General features: G+C 41.7%; 19 protein-coding genes, 1 pseudogene and 1 other annotated feature. Of the genes and pseudogenes, 19 read left to right on the top strand and 1 reads right to left on the bottom strand.

Translation table 11 applies throughout. The features are described from left to right. Window positions 1-80: 80 nt before the first annotated feature. The 9 genes and pseudogenes from AC1U9U_RS02710 to ytxC all read left to right on the top strand — a co-directional run bounded on the left by AC1U9U_RS02710 (window position 81) and on the right by ytxC (window position 11,696). Entirely contained in the window at window positions 81-1,004 is a 924-nt protein-coding gene (locus tag AC1U9U_RS02710; RefSeq protein ID WP_479959014.1) for a ketopantoate reductase family protein, read from the top strand. Window positions 1,005-1,205: 201 nt separating this feature from the next. Further along, window positions 1,206-5,366 (top strand): hypothetical protein, encoded by a 4,161-nt coding sequence (locus AC1U9U_RS02705; RefSeq protein ID WP_479959013.1) that lies wholly within the window; start codon window positions 1,206-1,208, stop codon window positions 5,364-5,366. Window positions 5,367-5,826: 460 nt separating this feature from the next. Then, window positions 5,827-6,036: a hypothetical protein gene (locus AC1U9U_RS02700; protein ID WP_479959041.1), complete on the top strand. Its 210-nt coding sequence runs from the start codon at window positions 5,827-5,829 to the stop codon at window positions 6,034-6,036. 39 nt (window positions 6,037-6,075) lie between these two features. Further along, a pseudogene (locus AC1U9U_RS02695) lies at window positions 6,076-6,390 on the top strand (HEPN domain-containing protein); the annotation flags it as partial. A gap of 89 nt (window positions 6,391-6,479) precedes the next feature. After that, a complete protein-coding gene (locus AC1U9U_RS02690) occupies window positions 6,480-7,436 on the top strand; it encodes a DUF4268 domain-containing protein (RefSeq protein ID WP_479959012.1) in 957 nt (318 codons plus the stop codon). 255 nt (window positions 7,437-7,691) lie between these two features. Next, window positions 7,692-9,143: an aminotransferase class I/II-fold pyridoxal phosphate-dependent enzyme gene (locus AC1U9U_RS02685; protein WP_479959011.1), complete on the top strand. Its 1,452-nt coding sequence runs from the start codon at window positions 7,692-7,694 to the stop codon at window positions 9,141-9,143. 2 nt (window positions 9,144-9,145) lie between these two features. Continuing rightward, window positions 9,146-10,000 carry a polyamine aminopropyltransferase gene (gene speE, locus AC1U9U_RS02680; protein ID WP_479959010.1) on the top strand — a complete coding sequence of 285 codons (855 nt, stop codon included), beginning with the start codon at window positions 9,146-9,148 and terminating at the stop codon, window positions 9,998-10,000. Between the two features lie 196 nt (window positions 10,001-10,196). Continuing rightward, window positions 10,197-10,604: a bacteriohemerythrin gene (locus AC1U9U_RS02675; protein ID WP_479959009.1), complete on the top strand. Its 408-nt coding sequence runs from the start codon at window positions 10,197-10,199 to the stop codon at window positions 10,602-10,604. A 210-nt stretch (window positions 10,605-10,814) separates the two neighbouring features. Continuing rightward, window positions 10,815-11,696 (top strand): sporulation protein YtxC, encoded by an 882-nt coding sequence (gene ytxC / locus AC1U9U_RS02670; protein ID WP_479959008.1) that lies wholly within the window; start codon window positions 10,815-10,817, stop codon window positions 11,694-11,696. A 122-nt stretch (window positions 11,697-11,818) separates the two neighbouring features. On the opposite strand, the gene AC1U9U_RS02665 is transcribed toward ytxC, so the two are convergent. Next, a complete protein-coding gene (locus AC1U9U_RS02665) occupies window positions 11,819-13,531 on the bottom strand; it encodes an IS1634 family transposase (RefSeq protein WP_479959007.1) in 1,713 nt (570 codons plus the stop codon). 570 nt (window positions 13,532-14,101) lie between these two features. Here AC1U9U_RS02665 and thrS point away from each other — a divergent pair. From thrS to AC1U9U_RS02615, 10 genes are all read left to right on the top strand, one after another. Next, window positions 14,102-16,018, top strand: a complete 1,917-nt coding sequence (thrS, locus tag AC1U9U_RS02660) for a threonine--tRNA ligase (RefSeq protein ID WP_479959006.1) — start codon at window positions 14,102-14,104, stop codon at window positions 16,016-16,018. 42 nt (window positions 16,019-16,060) lie between these two features. Then, window positions 16,061-16,196 (top strand) — a sequence feature (ribosomal protein L20 leader region). Window positions 16,197-16,219: 23 nt separating this feature from the next. Continuing rightward, on the top strand, window positions 16,220-16,735 hold the full coding sequence (infC, locus tag AC1U9U_RS02655; RefSeq protein WP_479959040.1) for a translation initiation factor IF-3: 516 nt from the start codon (window positions 16,220-16,222) through the stop codon (window positions 16,733-16,735). A gap of 20 nt (window positions 16,736-16,755) precedes the next feature. Further along, a complete protein-coding gene (rpmI, locus tag AC1U9U_RS02650) occupies window positions 16,756-16,953 on the top strand; it encodes a 50S ribosomal protein L35 (RefSeq protein ID WP_479959005.1) in 198 nt (65 codons plus the stop codon). A gap of 117 nt (window positions 16,954-17,070) precedes the next feature. Next, window positions 17,071-17,433 (top strand): 50S ribosomal protein L20, encoded by a 363-nt coding sequence (gene rplT, locus AC1U9U_RS02645; RefSeq protein WP_479959004.1) that lies wholly within the window; start codon window positions 17,071-17,073, stop codon window positions 17,431-17,433. A gap of 240 nt (window positions 17,434-17,673) precedes the next feature. Continuing rightward, entirely contained in the window at window positions 17,674-18,525 is an 852-nt protein-coding gene (locus tag AC1U9U_RS02640; protein WP_479959003.1) for a TrmH family RNA methyltransferase, read from the top strand. Window positions 18,526-19,105: 580 nt separating this feature from the next. Further along, window positions 19,106-20,128 carry a phenylalanine--tRNA ligase subunit alpha gene (pheS, locus tag AC1U9U_RS02635; RefSeq protein WP_479959002.1) on the top strand — a complete coding sequence of 341 codons (1,023 nt, stop codon included), beginning with the start codon at window positions 19,106-19,108 and terminating at the stop codon, window positions 20,126-20,128. A 12-nt stretch (window positions 20,129-20,140) separates the two neighbouring features. Beyond that, entirely contained in the window at window positions 20,141-22,546 is a 2,406-nt protein-coding gene (pheT, locus tag AC1U9U_RS02630; protein ID WP_479959001.1) for a phenylalanine--tRNA ligase subunit beta, read from the top strand. A gap of 22 nt (window positions 22,547-22,568) precedes the next feature. Next, window positions 22,569-22,826, top strand: coding sequence for a cell division protein ZapA (locus AC1U9U_RS02625; protein ID WP_479959000.1), 258 nt, complete (start codon window positions 22,569-22,571; stop codon window positions 22,824-22,826). A 97-nt stretch (window positions 22,827-22,923) separates the two neighbouring features. Then, window positions 22,924-23,244, top strand: coding sequence for a tyrosine-type recombinase/integrase (locus AC1U9U_RS02620; RefSeq protein WP_479958999.1), 321 nt, complete (start codon window positions 22,924-22,926; stop codon window positions 23,242-23,244). Between the two features lie 357 nt (window positions 23,245-23,601). Next, window positions 23,602-24,711, top strand: a 1,110-nt coding sequence (locus tag AC1U9U_RS02615) for an IS1634 family transposase (protein WP_479959039.1), incomplete at its 3' end; no start/stop codon positions are given.

Genomic DNA, 24,711 nt, shown 5'->3' with positions numbered 1-24,711 from the left:
CAGTATTACGGTGTTACTTTGGGCAAATTTGCGGTAAAATAGGGGATAGATTAAGTACAATAGGGAAAGGACAGATAGTAATGAACATAACTGTACTTGGAGCAGGGGCTACCGGAGGATATTTTGGAGGGAGATTGGCAGAGGCTGGGGTGAATGTAACCTTCTTAGTCCGGGAAAAAAGAGCGGCCCAATTGAAAGCTAACGGGTTAGTGATTAAGAGCGTAGTAGGGGATGTACATCTTCAAGAGCCTCAGATCGCTACCAAAAGTGAAGATATACCCGCCTGTGATCTGGTGATCCTTGGCTTAAAGAACTACCACTTGGCTGCAAGCCTTCCCCAACTGAAGGTTTTAGTGGATAAGGGTGCTAAAATATTGCCCTTCTTGAATGGGGTAGAACACTTTGAAATCCTCCAGAAGGAATTTGGCAAGGAAAACGTCTTGGGTGGGGTTTGCAAAATTATCGCTACCTTAGATTCAGAAGGAAACATTATTCAAACCGGTAAACTCGCTCAGATCATCTTTGGGGAATTAGAACCTTCTAGTGAAGCCTTTTGTCAACAACTGGCGCAAGTCCTGGCTAAGGCGAATTTCAAATCAGTCTACAGCAAAACAGCTTGGGATGAGGCTTGGGCTAAATATGCTTTTATTAGCGTATTTTCCGGCGTTACCACTGCCGGTGACCTCACCACGGATCTTATCGATTCCCACGAGGGATCAAAAAATGTTTATCGCCATGCACTGGAAGAAATGAAAAGCTTAGCGACAGCTTCCGGAGCTACTTTAGCCGAAGATTTTGTAGAGCAAAATATGGTTGGTCTCGGGAAATATCAAAAAGGGTCCACTTCTTCTATGCACCAAGATAAGCGCAAAGGCTTGCCTTTGGAGGTAGAAAACCTCCAAGGCTATGCGATCCGCCTTGCAGCTAGACATAATCTTCAGGTTCCAACCATCGAGACTCTTTATGGTCTTATTAAGCCCTATGAACAGGGGAATAATGCTTAGGGGAAGATATTGAATTTAATAAGTAATGAAATAAATTTTTTTAGACCGGATAAATGTCTTTTGAGGATATTGTCTGGTCTTTTAAATTAGCGGAAGATTTAAATACGAAGAAGGAAAATATGGGAAATTTGTTGAATGCCTTAGTAGATTAAAATAGCTTATTTATAATTATGTAATATAATAATTAAGGAGATGGTGTTTTTGAGGCATAACAATCGGAAAAGACTTAAGGGCTTCAGAGAGAAAATCAGAAATACTAATTATACAAATACAAATAGCATAGTTGCAGACTTTATAGATAGTCTTGAAGACTACAAAACTTTTATGTTATTAAAAAACGGAGGGGATTTTGAAAATTCAAGTAGAAAGTTAAAAGATTCCGGAACAAAATCTTATAGATCTATGGAATTAGCTTATAAAAACTTCTTACATAAAAAATACAAGGCACAACTTAATAATGGGGAAATAACACAATCATATTGTGATTCTCGAGTTTCATGGTTAACAAATAAAAATACAACCCATTATGATTTGAAGGAAGAGTTTCTTCGACTTGTAGTAAATACTAGTATAGATGTTGAAATGATTTGTTTAGGAACTAAAAATAATAACAATAATCCAAAACATACGGGGGAAATTCCTGATCCTTCAAGATTACGAAAAAACCTATTTGAAATAAGTAAATTCTTTAAAACGTATATCGATCCTAAAATCGATTATCCAATTATTACAGACTCAGTATTAGGCGACGAAAATGCGTGGCTTGAAATGAAAAACGACTGTGATAATTTTGATGAAAATAATTGTTATATTCTAATTACTCCTGAACAAGTAGATGTTAATGAAGAAGCTATTTCTAGCCTTTTTCAATTTAATTGGGATTTAATAATTGATTTTAATCCCAGCTCAGATACAACTGGTCTAGAAAGTTGTTATGAATCGATAACCAAAAGAAGAGGGTTAATAAGAGATTTAAGCCTAGGTGATTCTAGACGCCCAATAAGAGTGTCTGCGACTCCGTATTGGGTGATGGCTAATGGATATATTGATAATCCGACTTCGATTATGAAAAAATTTAATTCCTGGAAAAGTAAGTACGGCCAAAACCTTTTTGGTTTTTTAGGAAAAATATATTCAGCATATACCAAACCTGCAAAAGTGATGATTTTGCAGGGCATTGATGAAAAAATACTAGATTATATTGTAGGCGAGTTTAATAGTGCCTATTTGAATAGTGATGAAGAGACGTCAAATGTCGACTTTTATCTTTTATCGGGTGCGAATGAGTATCTGGATATAGAGTATGATAATTTTAAACGGACAGCATTATCATATAATGAATTTGTTTCTCGGCTTGGAAAACGAAACGTACCTATCCATAAAGCCTCTACAAAAAGATTTATACCCTCATTTGATGGTGGTAAGGAGTTAGAACCAGACTTTCTTGCAAAGTTTTCTGACTTCGCTGAAGTTGTATATCGGGGTATAGAGTATTCCGACGATAAGTATGATGAATACAGTGACCCTAGTAGGTTTTATGACGGTTCGTATCCTATTAGCTGGCAAGGGCTAATAAGGCGTGATGATATAGTACGTACTGTTTACGAAACCTCATATACAATAAAGTTAAGAAGAGTTTTAAAGGAAAAACCTAGGACGTTTTTCACTTTTGATTATTTACCTGGTCATGGGGGAACAACTCAACTTCGCAGAATCGCTTGGGATTTTCACTTCGAATATCCAGTTATTATTGTTAGAAACTATAATTCGGAACAAAAATCTAAATTTTCAAGTCTCTTTAATATCTGTAAACTACCTTTACTTATTTTAGTTGATAGTAATGATATGTCAAAGATAGAGGTTGCTGACTTAAGAGATGACTTACAGGCTGAGAATTTTAGTCATGTACTATGTTATTTTAATCGTAATGAACAAACTAGAATAACCAATTTGAAGAATCCGGACTTTGTTTTAGGCAATTTATCTCCTCAAGAAACCGGTGAGATGTGTAATAAACTTATACCCTATGTATGTAACGAAATATGTAAAGAAAATCTTTTAGCAATTTGTAATGAAACAGAAGATAGCGAAAGTAGATCTCCGTTTATAATGGCATTAATGGCAATGGACCAAAACTTTAAGGGAGTAAAACCTTATATAAAAAATTATTTGAATCCTTTAAACGAAGATACTAAAAGACTTTTAGTCTATGTGGCTTTAGCGGATTTTGCTAATGAGTACCTTGATTTTAATTTTTTTGAAGAGTTATTTCAAAACCCAAATGTTAATGATGAGTTCTTATCAGAAATTGGCGCATTTCGAATGTTAGTTACTATAATAAAACGCGGGCCTAAGAAACAGTATTGCAAAATGAAATATCATCGTTTTGCGGAAGAATTATTAATTCAAGTATCAACAGGTCCAGATGGATTAAGAATTCGGTATATGGGATTACTGGATTATATTTTAAGATTCATTGAAGATTCGCGTCCAAGTCAATTTGCAATTAATCAAGACACTGTAACATTATTGAGAACGTTATTCATAACTAGAATTGAAGATGCCGAAGCTAGGCCTTCATTTGCTACAATTGTTCAAAATATTTACAATGAAGAAAGAGATGTTTTTGGTGAGCTAAGTCAAGCAGGACTGATTGCAATTGGAAGCATTTTTAGTAAACTTGTAGAAGTTTACCCGGAAGAACCTCATTTCTTAGCACATCTAGCGAGGTTTAATTATTATATAGAAAAGGATTATAAAAACGGATTTAAAAATATTAATAAGGCAATCGAATTAAACGAAGGCTTTAATGAGGAACAGGTTAGAAAAAAAGATCCGCTTTTATATCATATGAAGGCAATGGGTTACACTGCAGAAATAACTAATAAATTGATACCAGAGATTAGAAAGTTCAAAAATAATCAAGGAGATGCCGAATTAAAAGAAAGGTACAGTGAACTATTAACAAATGTGCTAAAAGCACAAGAGCTATTTGAGGATGTTCGAAAAATAGGCAAAAGGGTCGCTGGGCATATATCGGATATTAATCTTTGTTTATCAATTATTGAACTTGGTAAATATATGTCTGGAAACAGTGACACCGCAAAATTCATAAGAGAGAATAGTGATTCATGGTATATGCAGTTTGTCGATTTAGCCTGTAATCTTTTTGATGAATGTAGCCAATATGATAATTTAAAAGATTTTGAGAGTAAAGCGATATTGGAGATTGAACCACAGATACAAATCTTAAAGGGCAATCTTGCCAAAACTATAGATCTTTGGGAATCCTATCTTAGTTCAGTTCCGGAAATCGATAAACCAAGAATTAGACGTATGTTAGCAAGATCATATGAAGAAAATAACATAGTGAATAATCAAAATAATTTACAACGAGTTGTGGACCTAATGAGGCAAAACATCCTTGAGGAACCTCAAAAAAGTATTAATATCCGCATATGGTTTAATGCAGTAAGGAGATTAAGTACGCATAATCCAAGATCAATACTTGATGATGCTTTAATAAAGTTAAACCAGTGGGTAGCTTTATCTGATTCTGTTGATGCACATTATTATCGTTTTGTACTTACATATATAAAAGCTGTTGAGGGTAGTATTGATGCTGAAAGTAGATTGCCAAGGCTCTTAGCCGACTTAAAATCCAGGGCAACAAACTTACCAAATAGAACAAGAATTCAAGATTGGTTGGGAAAGGAAGACACTGGGATTAAGAGACTCATACCATATAAAAATTTATCATTATCTAATGAAAATGAGGCAATAGCCAAATTAGCTAAACTTAGTGGAAGAATAAATGAAAAGTATGTAAATGAAAATCATGCATATATTACCGCATATCAAACTGACGTATTTTTTAACCCGTCATCTACACGAAATATTAACAGAGATTTAATTAAGAGTAGAGTCGAATTTTGTGTTGGTTTTAGTTTTGATGGCCCAAGAGCATTTAATGCTTCTGTTGATCTAAAAGTAACCTCAAGTGAAGCTGTAGATGAGTTAAAGCCCTTAGAATACGGTGACATCGTAATGTGTGAGGTGATGGACAACAGACTAGAACATTATATTAATGTTCGTATAGTCGGCTATGAATGCCAAGGAAGTATTCATATAAGCGAGTTATCAGGACAATTTAGCAATGAGCATAGGCCCTTAAAAGGTACATTAATGGAACTGATGATCTTGAAAAGTAAATTCGTTGAAGGAAGGGGGCATATATGGGAATTAACAATGAATATTAATGACCAGTCTGATATTGAGATTGAATTACCTGAATATAAAAAGAAACTTCTTGAAGTATCCTCTAAATTAAGGGATAATAATCTCAACAATAGAAGAGTATAATAAAGTTGTATAAGGAATCCATTTGCGAACGAAAGAGCGGTTTGAATAGTATATCACCACTTAGTATCGTACGGAGGGTAAAAGTTCGCTTAATGTTACATAGTTCCCGATTCTAGAAAAAAAGATTAAGAAATAACCGGATGGCACACTGAACGGGAGCTCATCCGGTTATTTGTTTAAAATTTGTTTCAGTGATCTAGACTGCTAATGGAGCGTATTGTTTTAATGTCAGTGTAATAAGATAACTTTGCAGGGACCGGAGGTTCGAGTCCTCTCGAACCGTTGAGATTTAATAACTGTAAGCAGCAATGGTCAAAGGGTTTAGGTTCTACCGGGTAAGGCGGTCGAAACGGTATGGCTAATTTAGGAAACGGGAGTTGAAGTTAGTTAATACTTAGTGATACAATTTAAGTAATTACTAAGTCGGGGAAGTCGTGGTGATTTTTCCCCGGAGTCAGATATTGATATATTAATTCTTGTTCGCGATCGGAATAAAGTTAACAGAGATCGGTTGTATGACTTCCTTTTGCTAGATGAAGTAGGATATGAGCATAAATTTTCTCTGAATGTGTATGAGGCGGACGATTTTGATCGACTTGCAACCATGCATGCCCCATTCGTCGAAACTTATTACGGGAAGGTGAAACGTTATGGACGATGTAAGCACTAGGGATCTGGCTTTTATCGATTATAATCTGCCAAGGAACGGCTTATGGTGGCAGAAGAATTATTAAAGTTAGGCTATTATCAAGATTGTTTGTCTAAGTCATATTACGCTCTTTTCCAAGTTGCAAGAGCTGCTTTAGCTACACTAGGACTTGATTCGCGTAAGTACTCAGGGGTTATCAGTATGTTCAATCTAAATTTTGTAAAGACAGAGATTTTTCCAAAGGAGTATCGTAAAATTATAGCTAGTGCCCAAGATTTAAGGCTAGCTAGCGATTATGATGATTTTTATCTCGCTAGTAAACAAGATGCCGAGAGAACATTGGCAGATGTACATGGTTTTATTAAAGGTGTTTAGGGCTTTTTAAAATCCCATTACCCTCTTTAGAATCGATTTTCAAACATCAAAGGCAGAAGTAATACTTTGTAGATTTTGTTTAGTGGGGATTGGGAGTTAGAGATGGAGGGTTTGAAAAAATGAACCTAGGAAAACTGTCTTATGTTGAGGATCTGCGTACTGTATGGAAACATGAGGAGCATGAGTTTACGCCTTGGCTTGCGGAGAATATAGCTCTTTTAGGTGAATCCTTGGGTTTAGATTTGGAAGTAATTTCAGTGGAGCATGGCGTAGGGGATTTTTCGTTAGACCTTCTTGCAAAGGACGCAGATGGGAATCTTATTGCTATTGAGAATCAACTTGAAATAACTGACCATAGTCATCTTGGACAAATATTAACCTATGCTTCAGGAGTAGATGCAAGGACATTGATTTGGGTATCTAAAGAAGTACGGGATGAGCACCGTAAGGCTATTGACTGGTTGAATCAAGTAACTAATGAGGATATGCAGTTTTTTGCCATAGAAATTCAGCTTATTCGGATTGATAAATCCGATCCTGCACCTTTCTTTAATGTAAAGGCTTCTCCTAATGATTGGTCAAAAGAGTATAAAAAGAAGGTAACAACTCCAGCAGGGGTATCCGAGAGACAAGAGTTTTATAAAGACTTTTTTACTGACTTTCTTGCCTTAGTACATAAAGAGTTACCGGGCTTTACTAATTCCAAAAAAGTAAATCATGATCAATGGAAAACCTTTTCTGCAGGGGTTTCTGGTTATGCCTATACAGCAACATTCAGAAGCAATAATAGATTTTCCATCGAGTTATATATTGACTCTGGTGAAAAAGATAAAAATAAACAGATATTTGACCTGCTTTACGAGAAAAAGGAAGAAATCGAGAGAGGTCTTGGCGAGATATCTTGGGAGCGTCTTGATGAGCGTAGAGGTTGTAGAATTGCGATATATACGGACTTTACAAACAAGGATGAGATCCTCGCATGGGGCATTCAGTGGCTAAAGACTTTTAGGATTGTCTTTCAAAAACACTTGGTTATTTTGGGCTAAAACTCAGACCGGAGGGCACCCTGAGCGGGGGCTCATCCGGTTGAATTTTTATCCGGAATGTCAATTGGGAAACTTGCACATTATATGATTGTAGCCTTATTTATCCTGGTTAATTAGGTCTATGGGAAGGACACCGTTGAGGAACTAAAAAATATTTTTCTTAAAAATGTTGTATCAAAGGATCTTTACTTATCGACTTTTTTCGTAAGATTTTGTATCATTATATCTTGTACATTATTTTAAGGTGGTGGTCCCATGGATTTACAACGGCAAAGTAAGGCACCTATTTATGAGGCGTTGCTTAGGTATAAATCGATGCGTGTGGTACCCTTTGATGTTCCCGGTCATAAACAAGGCAAGGGAAACCCGGAGTTGACGGATTTTCTGGGCGAGAAGTGCCTTTCTGTGGATGTAAACTCCATGAAGCCCTTGGATAATCTTGGCCACCCTGTCTCCGTGATCAAAGAGGCTGAGGAGTTAGCGGCTGATGCCTTTGGGGCTCATCATGCCTTTTTCATGGTTAATGGGACTACCTCAGCGGTACAAGCTATGGTTATGAGTGCTTGTCAGCAGGGTGAGAAAATCATTATGCCGCGCAATGTTCATCGCAGTGCTATAAATGCTTTGATTATTAGCGGGGCGATACCGGTCTATGTGAATCCTGGGGTGAATAAAGATCTAGGTATACCTTTGGGAATGTCAGTGGCCGAAGTTGAAAAGGCCATCCTGGCAAACCCTGATGCCAAGGCCATCTTGGTCAATAACCCAACTTATTATGGCATCTGTTCCGATCTCCAGGCTATAACTGATCTTGCCCATGAGCATAATATGTTGGTACTGGTCGATGAGGCCCATGGTACCCATTTTTACTTTGGGGAGAATATGCCCCTTAGTGCGATGGCGGCGGGAGCAGATATGGCAGCGGTCAGTATGCATAAAACTGGTGGTAGTCTGACTCAGAGCTCTTTTTTGTTAACTAACAAAAAGTTAAATGTTGGTCGAGTGCGGCAGATGATTAACCTGACCCAAACCACAAGTGCCTCATATTTGCTGTTATCTTCTTTGGATATTTCTCGGCGTAATTTAGCAATGGATGGCAAACGCATTTTTGATAAGGCCCTATATCTAGCTAATTACGGGCGTGCAGAAGTAAATAAGATCGGGGGCTATTATGCTTTCGGTCAGGAATTAATAAATGGCGACTCCGTTTTTGATTTTGACAGTACAAAATTATCCATCCATACTCGAGAAATTGGGTTGGCGGGAATCGAAGTCTATGATATCCTCCGGGATGATTATGGAATTCAGATCGAATTTGGGGATATTGGTAATATTTTAGCCATCATTTCCGTGGGGGATCGTGCTTTGGCCTTGGAACGATTGGTATCTGCCTTATCCGAGATTAAGCGGATCTACCAGCGGGATAAAACGGGGATGTTTGATCATGAATATATTAATCCCTTGGTAGCTATGGGACCTCAGAAAGCTTTTTATGCTCATCAGCATTCGGTATCCATCAAGGAAAGTAAGGGCTATATCAGCGGGGAGTTTGTCATGGCCTATCCACCGGGTATCCCGATTCTGGCTCCTGGGGAACGAATAACTAGCGATATTATTGACTACATTGACTATGCTAAGGTCAAAGGATGTTTTCTTACTGGGACAGAGGATATGGACATTGAAAATATTAAAGTCGTGGAGGAATAGCTATGGAACTATGGTACACTGAAGAGCATACGGAAAATGTTCGCTTTTCAATTAAGGTAGACAAACAGCTTTATTCCGGACAAAGCGAATTTCAACGGATTGATGTCTTTGAATCCAAAGAGTTCGGGACCTTTTTTACCCTAGATGGATTGATGATGGTTACTGAGAAGGACGAATTTATCTATCATGATATGATCGTCCATGTAGCCATGGCTACTAACCCCAAGATTAAGAATGTCTTGGTGATTGGGGCCGGTGATGGGGGGACCGTTCGTGAGCTGACCCGCTATGATTTCATTGAAAACATTGACATGGTGGAAATCGATGAAATGGTGGTAGAAGTATGCAAAAAGTATTTACCTCAGACGGCCTGCAAGTTGGATGATCCTAGAGTTCATCTGCATTTTGAAGATGGCTTAAGGTATGTACGGACTAAAGAAAATGCCTATGATCTGATTATTGTGGATTCCACCGATCCCTTTGGGCCGGGAGAAGGTCTTTTTACCAAAGAATTCTATGGTAACTGTTACAAGGCACTTAAAGAAGATGGGATACTGGTTAACCAGCATGAGAGTCCTTATTATGAAAGCTACGCCAAGGCCATGAATCGGGCCCATAAGCGGATCAAGGAGTTGTTTCCTATCTGTCGGGTTTATCAAGCTCATATTCCTACTTATCCATCGGGGCATTGGCTATTTGGGTTTGCTTCGAAGAAGTATGATCCTCTGAAGGATCTGGATGAAGAGACTTGGAACAGCCTTGGCATTAAGACTAAATATTATAATACGGATATCCATAGAGGTTGCTTCGCATTGCCTAGTTATGTCAAGGAACTATTGGCTAATGCTATAGATTAATAGTCAAGATCAACATGATAATTACTGAAAAGCGAGATAAGGGAGTAATCCTTTGTCTCGCTAGTTTTTTAGTGTTGGGGGTATCGGACAAAGGCTTGGCTAAACATATTTGTTAAGGTACAATAATAGAGACAACTTCTTAGGGATACATAAGGGTTTAGAATTATATAGGAAAAAATTTTGTTGAGGTGATTGTATGTTAGTTTGGAAAGAGGAATATGCAATCGGGGTAGCGGAGATCGATGAGCAACATAAGCGCTTATTTGAAATTGGCAATGAAATTTATGACTTATTAGAGAACTATCTTTTTCCGGATAAGTACGACAAAATTGTGGGCATTATTTCGGAGCTTAAGGAGTATACCATCTACCACTTCCAATCGGAAGAAAATATCATGCTTAAAATTAAATATCCTGGTTACTTCAAGCAAAAAGTAGCTCATGACGATTTTATCAAAGAAATTGAGTCCATCAATTTAGATGCTATCGACGAGGATCAAGACGGACATACGCGCAAGCTTTTGGAATTCATTTTTGGTTGGGTACTCGACCATATTCTTAAAAGCGATTTCGGCATCAAGAGTTTTATTCAAATCACAAGGTAGCTTGTCCTCTATGAGGGAAAGGCAAGGGAAGAATCCCTTGCTTTTTTATTGGCATAAAGCACTTGTCTTATTGCAACTGGAAGAATAAGGAGTAACCAACCTGGCAATAGTAGGGAATATATGGTTTTGTGAAATAGCTTGAGTATTTCGCTATAAGCCGAAATATGAGCAAACTTCGCTCATATACTCTACTATGGAGGGGATGCCAGGGTGGAACAACACTCCGTACAGGTTGGAACTCAATACTACAGAGAGAGCATCTTCGAGCGTCTTAGGCAGTTGCAGGAAGAAGAGAAGCTTCCGGTCATTCTTCATGAGTATCAGCAAGGGAAGCGTTGGTTGATTGATTGCGAGTTCCAAATGGATGAGTTGAATGATGTGAAGGAACTGGAGACTACCAAGAAAATCCATAGCTATTATCTAGCTAATGCTATTGCCGAAACAATCTTGTTGTACTGGGAAAAGGATCATATCCGCTGGCTGCTCAAGAGTAAATATAAAATGAAACGGGAAGAAGTGGTTCAGGTCTTTGAAAAGGCCCTTCAACATTTGAATGAGGAGTCCCGGGATTGGAAGGGTTATCGGGTTCACCGCAAAGCGGCCTTGGTTAACCAGATCGTTAAATGCCTGGATGCCCAGCCCCTCTTCGATATGGAAGGCTTTTTGAGATTTCGGGCTAGGGACTACCGGGAAGAGATCAATAAAGCCGTCAACTATGTGGTCAATGAGCATGTGATCGAGACTGAGTATCTGGAGTTTATCGAACTGTTAAAGCGTTTTGTGGACTCGCAGAAACCCCGTCTCCATACCCTCCACGTTGGAATCACTAGACATGGGAAGTTCAACCTTTACAATGAGGAAGGTAAGAAAATCACCAAAAAATATATGGATGACTTAACTTTTATGGATACATCTCAAGAACTGACCTATGAAGATTTGCTCGTCAGTGCCCTAATTGCCGTTGCTCCGCGACGAATTGTTTTGCATATTCGAAATGAGGGATTTAAGGATACCTTGCAAACTATTTGCAAAGTCTTTGAAGGTCGGGTCAGTTATTGTGACGGCAGCTGTACGATCTGTGAGAAGATTTGACAAAGTTTACAAGGGTGGATATAATCTCATCTTTGACAGTTAATAAGCTATAAAAAGCTTGAAAGTCCTGTGATTGCAAGGCATTCAAGCTTTTTTGTGTTTTTAAAAAGTGAGTAATATTTTTATTTCTTAGTAGTGTTAAAATTTTTTTTCATCTGCGTCTTTTTCACGATCTCGTAATCTGTTCGAAAACCAAAAGTCTCATGCAACGTATCTGTAAAATCAGTTCTTGTGTAGGTCGGTATATACCCCTCGCCTTTGATCTCATAGAAATTCATATCTCTCAATCCGTTGATGACTTCACTGCAGGTAAACTTATTTCCTAGCTTTTTTTCCAATAATCGATAAATGATAAGTGACATAAAGCAAGTAGTAAAATGGGCTTTAATTCTGTCTTCGCGGCTTAAATATACTGGGCGTGCTTTAAACTCGCTTTTCATGATCCGGAAACATTCTTCAATTTCCCAGCGCCGCTGGTTAATCCGGATGATCTCCTGAGCACTACCTTCGAGGTTCGTACAAACGGCATAAAATCCGTCATAAGCTTCTTCGGCGGCGATGTTTTCGATATTTAAGGCGTAGAGTTCATTGTCAGCTATTTCGCCATCAGATGTGCAGCTGGTTTTCTTAATAAAACGTTTATAGTCGTTCTGATTGCTTTTTGAAATTTTAGTTGGATTCGTATCAAGTACCTTTTGAGCACGTTCGATTTGTGAATTACGGATTTGACGCTGATAGTTTTTGTACTTGATGGAGTAAGTGACAATGAGTTTTTGTTCTAGGCCGTTTTCTTTAATCCAGCGTTCTTTGAAGAAGCACTTGTCTTTATAGGTTTTTTCGTCAAGCTCGGTGATATCATAAGTTTTATCATGATCCGCAAGATGCCAGCCTTTTGAATCAAGGGACCATTCTTTTAAATGCTTTTTTAGTTTTTTAATCGATTGGGTAGTGATAAATGCGCGTTCGCCTTCATTGTTGAATCTTCTGTTCTTTTCAGAAGCTAGGCCGGCATCTGTACAGACCACAAATTTGGAAAGTTTGAAATCCGAAAGTATTTTTTCCTCTAAGGGTTTAAGTGTGATCTGCTCATTTGTGTTGCCACTGTTGAGATTAAAAGCAAGAGGAATGCCGTCTCCATCCATAAACAGACCCATTTGGATGATAGGGTTTGGCCGGTGTTCTTTTGAAGCACCATACTGTTTGAGTCCGTCTTCTTGTTCGATTTCAAAGAAGTAATTGGTACAGTCATAATAGAGAATACCGGTGTTTCTCTTTGAAATTTTAAGGCTATTGCTATAAAGAGAAGATTGAATGAAATCCATTTCTTTAGCAATAACTTCAAGTGCTCTGTACACATGCTGCAATTGAAAGTCAGGTTGTTCAATGAACTTTGAGGAGTGCTTGTAAGTAGCGAGTTTGGAAGAAGGAAAAAGGATCCGCCCGTAAAGAAGCCGTGACAGTATAGCATTGAAATCGAAAGAGAACTTATACTTTTTTGATATCTCAGCGGAGACCTTATGAAGATCGAGTTCGTGATAGATCTGCTGAAGAAAAAGATAACCGCCGTTGAAAAAGTGCTGTTGATCTTTAGGGATCACTTTAGATGGCGAGTATTTAACGATGACTTCTCGCGATTGCTCTTTTTCTTTTTTGTTCAGCTCTTCTATGTATGATTTAGCCCATTCAATAGGGTCTTGTCCATTTAGTTTTTGTTGTAACTCAGCAACCGTTCCTAACTTCTCAACGACTCTAGTAGAACGCCTACCGTTTTCGTAAACAGATTGTATAACATAAAGGGAAGTAGCATTTTTAGACTTGGATATACTAAGTCGCATAGCGATCAACACCCCCAATTCCTTATATTATAACACATTACGCCAAATTACGCAATAAGAAACAGCTAGAACTTGACATTTTTTCAATAAAAAAAGCCCTGTTTTTAAGGCTTATAGGGATTTCTTTATTTAAGCAACTGTCAAAGACCCGGGATTTAAGGATACCTTGCAAACTATTTGCAAAGTCTTTGAAGGTCGGGTCAGTTATTGTGACGGCAGCTGTACGATCTGTGAGAAGATTTGACAAAGTTTACAAGGGTGGATATAATAATATATTGAAAACGATGATGGGGAAAGTAATTTGCTTTTGTTGCCCACGCAGTGGATAAGTCAACTAAACTTCCTTTATGTTAGAGAAGAGATGTCACCGGCTGCAAGCATCTCTCATGAAGGAGCAAAGGAAGACCACCCCGGAGTGCTGAGTTGAAGCTATAGTATACTCAGACGTTACCCGCGTTAAGGGTTCAAAGATGAAGCAACAGCTTTGACTTGGGTGGAACCACGGGAATAATGCTCTCGTCCCAGATTGGGATGAGGGCTTTTTTTAATGATAAAAAGGAGTTGTGCAAGATGTTAAAAATTACGTTGAAAGATGGTTCAATCCGGGAAATTGAACCCGGCACGAACCTTGGCCAATTGGCAGCCTCTATCTCCAGAGGGTTAGCTAAAGCTGCTGTGGCCGGGAAAGTGGATGGTGAGGTAAAAGACCTTTCCTATCCTTTAATGCATGATGCGGATGTAGAGATTATCACGATCGACAGTGAGGAAGGACTTAAAGTATTAAGACACTCCACCTCTCACCTTATGGCTGAAGCGGTGCAGAACCTTTTCCCCGGAACCAAGTTAGGGATTGGACCGGCCATTGATAATGGCTTCTATTACGATTTTGATTCCGAGCATATCTTTACTCCGGAAGATCTGGAGAAGATTGAAGCTGAGATGCGCCGTCTGGCTAAAGCGAACAATCATTATGAACGGAAAGAGATTTCCCGCAGTGAAGCCTTGAAGAATTTCTCCGAGCAAGGTGAAAAGTATAAAGTGGAGCTGATCGAGGATCTGCCTGAAGATGAAGTTATTTCTATGTATACGCAAGGAAACTTCACAGACCTTTGTGCCGGCCCTCATATCCCTTCCACAGGAAATATTAAAGCTTTTAAACTGATGAATCTGGCCGGTGCTTACTGGCGGGGCAGTGAGAAAAACAAAATGCTCCAACGGATTTACGGCACGGTCTGGGCCAAAAAAGAGGATTTGGATGATTATCTCTTCAAGCTTGAAGAGGCTAAACGCCGCGATCATCGTAAACTGGGCGTAGAGCTGGATCTGTTCAGCCTTCATGATGAAGGGCCGGGTTTCCCCTTCTTCCACCCCAAAGGCATGGTTCTTCGCAACCAACTGGAAGACTTCTGGCGGCAGGAGCATCGCAAGCGGGGCTATCATGAGATCAAAACTCCAATTATCTTAAGCCGTAACCTCTGGGAAAACTCCGGACACTGGGATCATTATAAGGACAATATGTACACCACCAAGATCGATGATGAAGATTTTGCCGTTAAGCCCATGAACTGCCCCGGCGGCATGATTATGTATAAGCAAAAACTCAGAAGTTATCGGGATCTGCCTTTAAGAATGGGAGAGCTGGGCTTAGTTCATCGGCATGAGTTGTCCGGTGCCTTAAACGGACTCTTGCGGGTGCGGAACTTCACTCAAGACGATGCTCATATCTTCATGCTTCCTTCCCAAATCAAAGACGAAATCAGTGGGGTCATCGACCTGGTGGATCATTTCTATAAGGTCTTTGGTTTCGAGTATCATGTGGAACTCTCCACTCGCCCGGAAGACTCCATGGGCTCTGATGAGACTTGGGAAATGGCTACCAATGCGCTTCAGGAAGCCTTGGAATCTAAGGGGATTGAATATAAGGTTAACCCGGGAGACGGTGCTTTCTATGGACCGAAAATCGACTTTCATCTCCGGGATTGCTTAGGCCGGACCTGGCAATGCGGAACTATTCAGCTGGATTTCCAAATGCCTGAGAAATTTGACCTTACCTATGTAGGGGAAGACGGCCAAAAGCATCGTCCGGTTATGGTGCACCGGGTTGTTTATGGAAGTATTGAGCGTTTCATCGCTTTGCTTACCGAGCATTATGCCGGAGCCTTCCCAACTTGGCTGGCACCGGTCCAAGTCCGCGTTCTGCCCATCAGCGAGCGTCATGAGGAATATGCCCAAGATATCGTCAAGCGTTTAAATGAGCTGGATATACGGGCTGAAGCGGATGACCGCCGGGAGAAAATCAGCTACAAAATCCGGGAAGCCCAAACCCATAAGCTCCCCTTTGCTCTGGTGGTGGGCGACCAAGAAGCGGAAACGGATACTGTGGCTGTCCGCCGTTATGGTCAAAATAACTCCGGAGAAAAGCTCTCGGTGGCAGAGTTTATTGCGATGATTCAAGAGGAGATCAAGGCGAAGAAGAAATTGGTGTAAAAAATTAATTTGACAAAAATCTCTAAACCCAATATAATGTTAATGTTCAAGTAGAAGCCATCCGCTTCTCACCTCATGGCTAAAGTCGATGAGGTATCTTCGGGTCCTGAGCTTATTTGCTTGCTCATGATTTGGTTATAGAAGACGGGTGGAAATCTGCCCGTCTTTTTTTCTTTATGATTTATATGGAGGTGGTTCACTATTAGCAAGGATTTACGGATTAATGACGAAATCCGGGCCCGGGAAGTACGTCTTGTCGGAGAAGAAGGGGAGCAATTAGGTATCGTTCAACTTAGAGATGCTCAAAGAATCGCGACGGAGAAATCTCTAGACTTAGTGGAAATTGCACCGACTGCTAAGCCGCCTGTTTGTAAGATCATGGATTATGGCAAGTACAAGTATGAGCAGGCCAAACGAGACAAAGAAGCCCGTAAAAAACAAAAGACTATGGAGATCAAAGAAGTTAAGCTGCGTCCCAATATTGAGGACCATGACTTCGAAACCAAAGCACGCAACGCCCAACGCTTTTTAAGTGACGGTGATAAGGTAAAGGTAACCATTATGTTCCGGGGCCGGGAGGTTACCCATCCGGAACTAGGAAGGTCCTTATGCCTGCGTCTGGCTGACTTTTGCAAAGCTGAGGCTAATATAGAGCGTGAACCAAAACTTGAAGGACGCAATATGGTTATGATTTTAGCACCTGTGAAACACGACTAACACGAGAGGGGGATATCCCAATGCCAAAAATGAAAACACACCGCGGAGCTGCGAAACGTTTTAAGAAAACAGGAACCGGTAAGATTGTCCGTCATCATGCCTACACAAGCCATATCTTGGAGAAAAAATCTCCTAAACGTAAACGTCAACTGCGCAAAGGTACTGTTATGCATAAAACAGACGCAAAGCGCATTGCCCGCTTAGTTGCTTATCTATAAGCATTGCTAGGACTATCGGATCGGCGGGGTTCGAATTCAGCGTAACGCTGTGAAACGCCGGCGAGCCTTGTTAAAATTAAAAGATGACATAGATTAACATGTAAGGAGGTCTTCGCAATGGCCCGTATAAAAAGAGGGGTAACGAAGCATAAACGTCATAAAAAAGTATTAAAGCTTGCTAAAGGGTTCCGGGGGGCGAAAAGCAAACTTTACCGGCCGGCTAATGAGCAGGTAATAAAGTCCTTAGCCTATGCCTATGCTCACCGTAAAGATAAAAAAGGTGATTTCCGCAAATTATGGATCGCGCGTATCAATGCAGCTGCCCGTATGAACGGTTTAAGCTACAGCCGTCTGATGAATGGTCTGAAAAAGGCCGGTGTATCCGTAAACCGGAAAATGCTGGCTGAGCTGGCTATCAATGATGCTGCTGCATTTACCGAATTAGTCAATGTAGCTAAAACACAAGTTAGTGCGAAATAAGTAGAGAAGAGGGGCTGTTGCAAAACGGACGGATGTGTTCGTTAAGCAACGGCTCCTTTTATTAAAAAATAAAACTGTGATTCCCGAAAGATCCACAGAAGTTGTATAATTTTGTCTTAACTACTTTAAAAAAGTAATTTTGCGACACTCCCTTATTAATGAATGGAAGCGAGATATAGAGGGATTGATGTTTAAAGCTAAAGGCAAGGCTATATTGAATAGTTTTCACGGGGTGATAACGTGCTGACCTCCTTACAGAATGAACAAGTTAAATATGTAGTGAATCTCCATAAACGAAAGTTTCGTGAGGAAGCGGGCGAATTCCTCATCGAGGGTTGGCGTTTTGTGGAAGAGGGAATAAATAGAGGGGCCTTGTTGACGAAGGTTTTTGTTTGTCCTGAGCGAAAGAATGAGTTATGGCCCCGCCTGGCGGAGGTTCTACAAGCAAAAGGGGTTCCGATTATCGAAGTGGATGAGCGGGTACTTCGCAAAATGAGTGATACGGAAAATCCTCAAGGGATACTGGCTATCGTTAAGCAACCCCGGTGGACTTGGCAGGATTTAACCCTATGGCAAGAAGCCCAAACGATGCAAACAGTACAAACAGTACAAACAGTACAAACAGATCCCACCCTCCCGGTCATCTTAATTCTTGATGGGGTCCAAGACCCTGGCAATTGCGGAACCATACTTCGTACAGCCTTGGCTGCCGGGGTTACCCAGGTGTGTCTTACGGAAGGTACGGTGGATTTATATAACCTAAAGGTCCTAAGAAGTACCATGGGTGCGATTTTTTCCATGAAGATAGTTACCGATTGTCAACCGGCGGAGATTCTGGCTTTTTGCCAAAAGGGGCGGATACCTGTAGTAACGGGGGATATTCAGGGACATGATCTTTATGAGGCCGATTTACGCCTTCCTCTTGCCTTAGTAGTGGGAAATGAAGGGAATGGTCCTTCGGTCACCTTTCGTGGGCCGGAAGTGACTCGGGTCACTATTCCTATGAGTCATGGGGTAGAGTCTTTAAATGTGGCTATGGCTACGGGAATTATCCTTTATGAAATGCTGCGGCGAGTAGAAAGAAACCCTTAAAACCCTTTAACAGCAGGAATTTAGGCAGTTTTTCGACCAGGTTTTCTTGTAAACTAGTTCCAGTGGTGCTATAATTTCAGTGAACAGGTTTGAGGAATCCAGGCCGAAAGGTGGGCTAAACCATGTCACCCGCAGAGTGGTTTTGGAAGATATTTGAGGTAACCGGTTCCCCAAATGCCTATTTGCTGTATAGGCAGTATGAATTAAACAGTGGTAGGTCCGTAAATAAGAAAACGCAATGATCAGGTTAAAAGGATATTTTCTTTTCAGGGAGGTTAAGTCAAAGACTGAAAGCTTAGCCAAGAAAATACCTCATCTTGTGCCAAGGATTTAGGCTTAAGGTTTACACTAAGGGTTTAGGCCAAATCAAGACTGTTGGCTAGATGTTAAATTTCCCCTGAGAGTGGTTTGCCGAAGATTAGCATAGGTAAGCCCGGTCTCCCCGTTATCGGAGAATGAAGCTGCGGCTGAATAAGCTGAACCAGGGTGGTACCGCGGGAGTTAATTCTCGTCCCTTTTATAGGGATGGGGATTTTTTGTTTTATTTAGGACGTGTCAATCTTATCTTAGGAGGGTTATCGTGAAACAGGAAGTTCAACGCATTCAAGAGGAAACACTGGCAGAACTGCAGAAGGTCTCTTCCTTAGAAGAGCTGCAGGAACTGAAGGTAAAGGTTTTGGGCAAAAAAGGAACGCTTACTGCCCAATTGCGGAAGATGGGAGGCCTAAGCCCCGAGGAACGACCTATTTTTGGTCAGATCGTTAATGAGACGCGGGATGTCTTGGAGGAGGCTTGGGTTCGTCGAACCGAGGAGCTCGCTAATGCGGCTTTGCAAAAACAACTGGAAGAAGAAAAGCTCGACATTAGTTTGCCGGGGGTAAGCTTACCCCGTGGGCACCAGCATCCTTTGACCAAGGTTATCGAAGAGATTGAAGAGATCTTCTTAGGCATGGGCTTTCAGATTGCCGAAGGTCCGGAGATTGAGAGTGACTACTATAACTTTGAGGCCCTGAATCTTCCCAAGGACCATCCGGCTCGGGAGATGCAGGATTCCTTTTATATTACTGAAGAGATTCTGTTGCGGACTCAGACCTCGCCGGTTCAGATTCGGACCATGGAAAAACAGCGCCCTCAGCTTCCCGTTAAAATCATCTGCCCAGGTAAGGTCTATCGGAAGGATGACGACGCTACCCACTCCCCAATGTTCCATCAGGTGGAAGGCTTGTTAGTGGATCGGGGGATTCGCATGTCCGATCTGAAGGGAATTCTTTTGAACTTCTCCCGGATGATGTTTGGAGAATCGCGGGAAATTCGTCTGCGGCCCAGCTTCTTCCCCTTTACGGAGCCTAGTGCGGAAGTGGATGTGTCCTGTATGCTCTGTGGCGGGTCCGGCTGCCGGATCTGTAAAGGGACGGGCTGGATTGAGATTCTCGGTTCCGGCATGGTTCACCCCAAGGTCTTGGAGATGGGGGGCTATGACTCCAAGGAACTAACCGGCTTTGCCTTTGGTATGGGTGTAGAGCGGATCGCCATGCTTAAGTATGGGATCGAGGATATGCGGCTTTTATTCGATAATGACTTGCGCTTTTTGCAACAGTTTTAAGGAGGCAAACGTATGAAAGTCAGTCTGGAATGGTTACGAGAGTTTATTGATATTGAACAGCCTGCTGAAGAATTGGCGGAAGTATTGACCCGGGGCGGGATTGAGGTCGGGGGCGTTGACTACCTGAACCAAGGTTTGGATAAAGTGGTCATCGGTGAGATCGCCGGCATGGAGCGTCATCCCAATGCGGATAAATTGTGGATCTGTAAGGTTAACCTGGGGGATAGAACCACGACTATCGTGACAGGTGCCCAAAACCTCTTAGTCAAGGACCGGATTCCGGTGGCTTTACCGGGAACGACTCTGCCCAATGGAGTTCATATTGAGGTATCTAAGCTGCGGGGAGTAGAATCCTCCGGTATGCTCTGCTCTACGGAAGAACTTGGCTTGGATGAGGACGCTGGAGATCCCCGCAGTGAAGGCGGAATCATGATCCTGCCACCTGATGCTCCCTTGGGTGCTACCTTGGATACTCTCCTTGGTCAAGGGGACTCAGTCTTGGATCTGGAGCTTTATCCTAATCGCCCGGATTGCTTAGGGATGATTAATGTGGCAAGGGAAGTGGCCTCTTTGACGGGGGGAGAACTTCACCTGTCAAGTTGGGCCGAAACCGAACAGGGCCCGGACTATCCCGTAGACCCCACGGCTAAGATCGTCATTGATGATCCTGAGCTTTGCCATCGCTATGCAGGCTTAGTGGTGGAAGATGTGAAGATTGAACCCTCCCCGGAGTGGATGCAAAAGCGTCTTAAGGCGGCAGGAGTTCGTCCGATTAGTAATATCGTTGATATTACTAACTATATTATGCTGGAAATGGGTCAGCCCCTCCATGCTTTTGATCGGGATGCTATCTCCGGCGCTGTACATGTTCGCCGGGCTAAGGCCGGGGAAAAGCTGGTGACGCTAGATGATGTGGAGCGGAACCTTGATCCGGAAATGCTCTTGATTGCCGATGAGGAAAAGGCCCTTGGCTTAGCCGGAGTAATGGGTGGCTTAAATAGTGAGATCACTGACTCCACTAAGCGTATCTTCGTGGAATCAGCTCATTTTTCCGGAGTCAGCATTCGCCGCACCAGTCGCCGTCTGGGCCTTCGTTCCGAGGCTTCCAACCGCTTTGAAAAAGGAGTCAACCCTCATGGCGTAGCTGCAACATTAGGCCGGGTGGCCGAGTTAGTTATTGAATTGGGTGCCGGCAGACCGGTTGGTTTTGTGGAGACCATCGGGTATCTGCCGGAGCCTGTTACAGTTAATCTAAGTGTGGAGAAGACTAATGCTCTATTAGGGACTGCATTGGCTCAAGCAGAGATCACTGATGTTCTAAAACGCCTCCGTTTCCCCTATCAGGAAAAGGAGGGGGGCTATGAGGTAAGGATCACCACCTATCGTTCCGATATTCGGATTGAAGAGGACCTCATCGAAGAAGTAGCTCGTTTGACTGGGTACGATCGGATTCCCACTACTCTTCCCCAAGGGGATACAACCCAAGGCCGGAGAACCCCTGAACAAGAGTTCAAGCGCAAGCTTCGTCATCTGCTGGTTCGTCTGGGCCTTAATGAAGTGATGACTTACTCTTTCACTCGCCCGGATGCCGACCGTCAGTTTGGCAAGGTAGAAAAGGCAATTCCCTTACTGAATCCCCTGCGGGAAGAGTTAAGCGTGATGCGGACGGCTTTGCTCCCCGGTATTCTGGAAGTAGCACAACGCAATATCTCCCGGCGCAACTTGGATATTCGTCTTTTTGAAATCGGCAATATTTATTTAAGTGAGGAACGTCCTCTCGTTAAACTGCCTCAGGAAGACCTCCGCTTAGCTGGGGTAATCTGGGGGAAATCACCTCGCCATTGGCTAACCCGGGTAACCGAGTATGATTTCTATACGGTGAAAGGAATCGTAGAGGAAATAGCTCGGGAGTTTGGTTTAAAGCTTGAGTATCGTTTGCCGCAAAATCTGGAGGTAGTCCATCCGGGACGCTCCGCAGAGATCTTCTTAAAGGGTGAAAGAATCGGCTTTATGGGTGAGATTCATCCTGCCCTGGGTAAAGAATGGGAGCTTGAGCGGGCCTTAATCTTTGAGCTGGATGTTGCGCCTCTGATGGCAGCCAGCGATCTGACCATCCGGGCGGTCTCCATTCCCAAGTTCCCGGCTATGCATCGGGATTTAGCAGTGGTTGTGCCCCTGGAAGTCTCAGCCCAAAATGTCATGAAAAGAATCCAAGAGCTGGGAGGAAATCTTTTAATCCAGGTGGATATCTTTGATGTCTATACCGCAAAACCGATTCCGGAAGATCGCAAGAGCCTGGCCTTTACTCTGAAGTACCAAGCCCCAGATCGAACTTTGAAGGATGAAGAAGTAAATGCTCTAAATCAACAAGTTCTTGACGGAATTGAAAAGGAATTTGGAGCTGCCTGGAGAAAGTAATATAGTATCTGGGGGGTGTCATATGGCTGACGAACAAGAAAGAGTCATCGTGGAAATTTACGGGGAAAAACATGTGATTCGCGGGAAGGAAAGCGCGGAACATATTATTAAAGTTGCCCGTGAAGTAGACAAGAAAATGCGTCTCATCGCCCAGCGCATGCCGCGTTTAGCCGTTCATCAAATAGCGATCCTGGCAGCACTTAACCTGGCCGATGAGTTAGAAAAACTTCGGGAAGAGCAGGAGACCCTCATGCAGCTTATTGAAAATCCTGACGAATAAGTAAATGAAAATATATATAGATGTGGTTTAAGGCGTAGCTTTGGTTGCTACGCCTTTGATTTTATTAATCAGTCAAACTTTGCAGGAATAAAGCTATTTGTGGAGAAATAGGGATATATTGGGGTTGCAAAAGATCAAGCTGCATGAATGGTTGTTTCCAGGTGAAGCAGAGGGGAAACATCTCTCCGAACGCACGGCTCAAAAGGTTTTCAATGATGCACGTCACAAAGCAGGAATCAAAAAGAATGTCTCGATATATTCACTAAGACATTCATTCGCTACTCATTTATTAGAAGCCGGCACAGACCTGAGGTATATCCAAGAAATATTAGGGCATAAAAGTTCTAAGACTACAGAGGTTTACACTCATGTAACGCAAAAGGATATAATTCGGATTAGAAGCCCGCTAGATCTATAAAGAGTGGTACAGCTATAGAAAAATATTTGCGAAACAGGTTTGCATATTATACCTATATCGGAATTATTGCGAAGTGCGCGAAATGGACTTTACCCGAAATGTCCATTCCCACGTATTCCTATCCCGTCTGATTGTGCATAAGGATTATGAATGTCTTATGGTTGCATGAGAAAGTATGGCTCGAGTTTGACAGTAACGCTTTAAAATTAGTTACTTTTAAATTGTAATTATGGCTCCCCATGCCGATTTAAAATGTACAAATTAGTAAAACTAACGTTCGAAAATCGAAATGTAGTGCCGCACAAAGTTCATATTATTGTTGAATAATGCAGGATGTTTTGGTATAATTGTAGTGATGTGTTTGCACGAATTAAAACCGCCTACAACCGGGACGGCTCACCACGCCGTTACCTTCAAATTGTTGAGAGTCGACGCGAAGAGGGTAAAGTTCGTCAAAAAGTCCTTTGTAACCTGGGGAGAGTGGAGGATCTCCAAAATGGGAAACTTGACGATCTTATTCGCTCTCTAGCGAAATTCTCAGATAAACTTGCAGTGGTTGACGCTGCAGAAGACCTTTTTGCTGACTGGAGTAAAGAGTTTGGTCCTTCTATGGTTTTTCGTCGGCTTTGGGAAAACCTTGGTCTCCATAAAATTCTCGATGGGCTCTTTAGCGAAAGAGAATTGAGCATTGATGTTCAAGAAGCAATTTTTTGTATGGTCTTAAACCGTTTGACAGAGCCCACCAGTAAATTGGGGGTTAGCGATTGGAAAGATTCCGTCTATCGCCCCGAATTTGAAAGCTTAAAGCTTCACCACTTCTATAAAGCCATTGACTTTCTTGATGAAAACAAAGACACCATCGAAGAGCAATTATTTTTCCACCATACCAACCTGTTTACACAACAGCTGGATTTGGTGTTCTTTGATACTACCTCGACCTATGTCGAAGGAGATGCCGGAGCCTTTGACCTCTTGGAATACGGATATTCTAAGGATCATCGCCCTGACCGCCTTCAGGTGATGATTGGTATATTGATGTCCAGAGATGGGATTCCTATTGCCCATCATGTGTTTCCGGGAAATACACCGGATACGGATGCCTTTATTGAGGCTGTGAGTGATTTAAAAAAGCGTTTTAATATCCAGCGAGTCATTGTTGTTGGCGACCGGGGCATGATGGGAAAACGAACCTTGGAACTGCTCGAAGAATTGCAACTTCAATACATTCTTGGGGTTCGTATGCGCAATATAAAGGCTGGTCCAGAGCTTGCAACTTCTCCGGAACCTTATACCTTCGTGAAGGATAATCTAAAGGTTAAAGAAGTGGTCCATCAAGAGAAACGTTATATTGTGTGCTTAAACGAAGAGGAAGCTAAACGTGATCAGCTAGTCCGCGAACAAATTGAGGTTAAACTTGGAAGCAAGCTGGAGCATGGGAGCATTAAGGATTTAATCGGGAATAGTGAA

This window comes from Desulfitobacterium sp., assembly GCF_982384815.1.
This window is presented reverse-complemented; position numbering and strand designations above follow the sequence as displayed.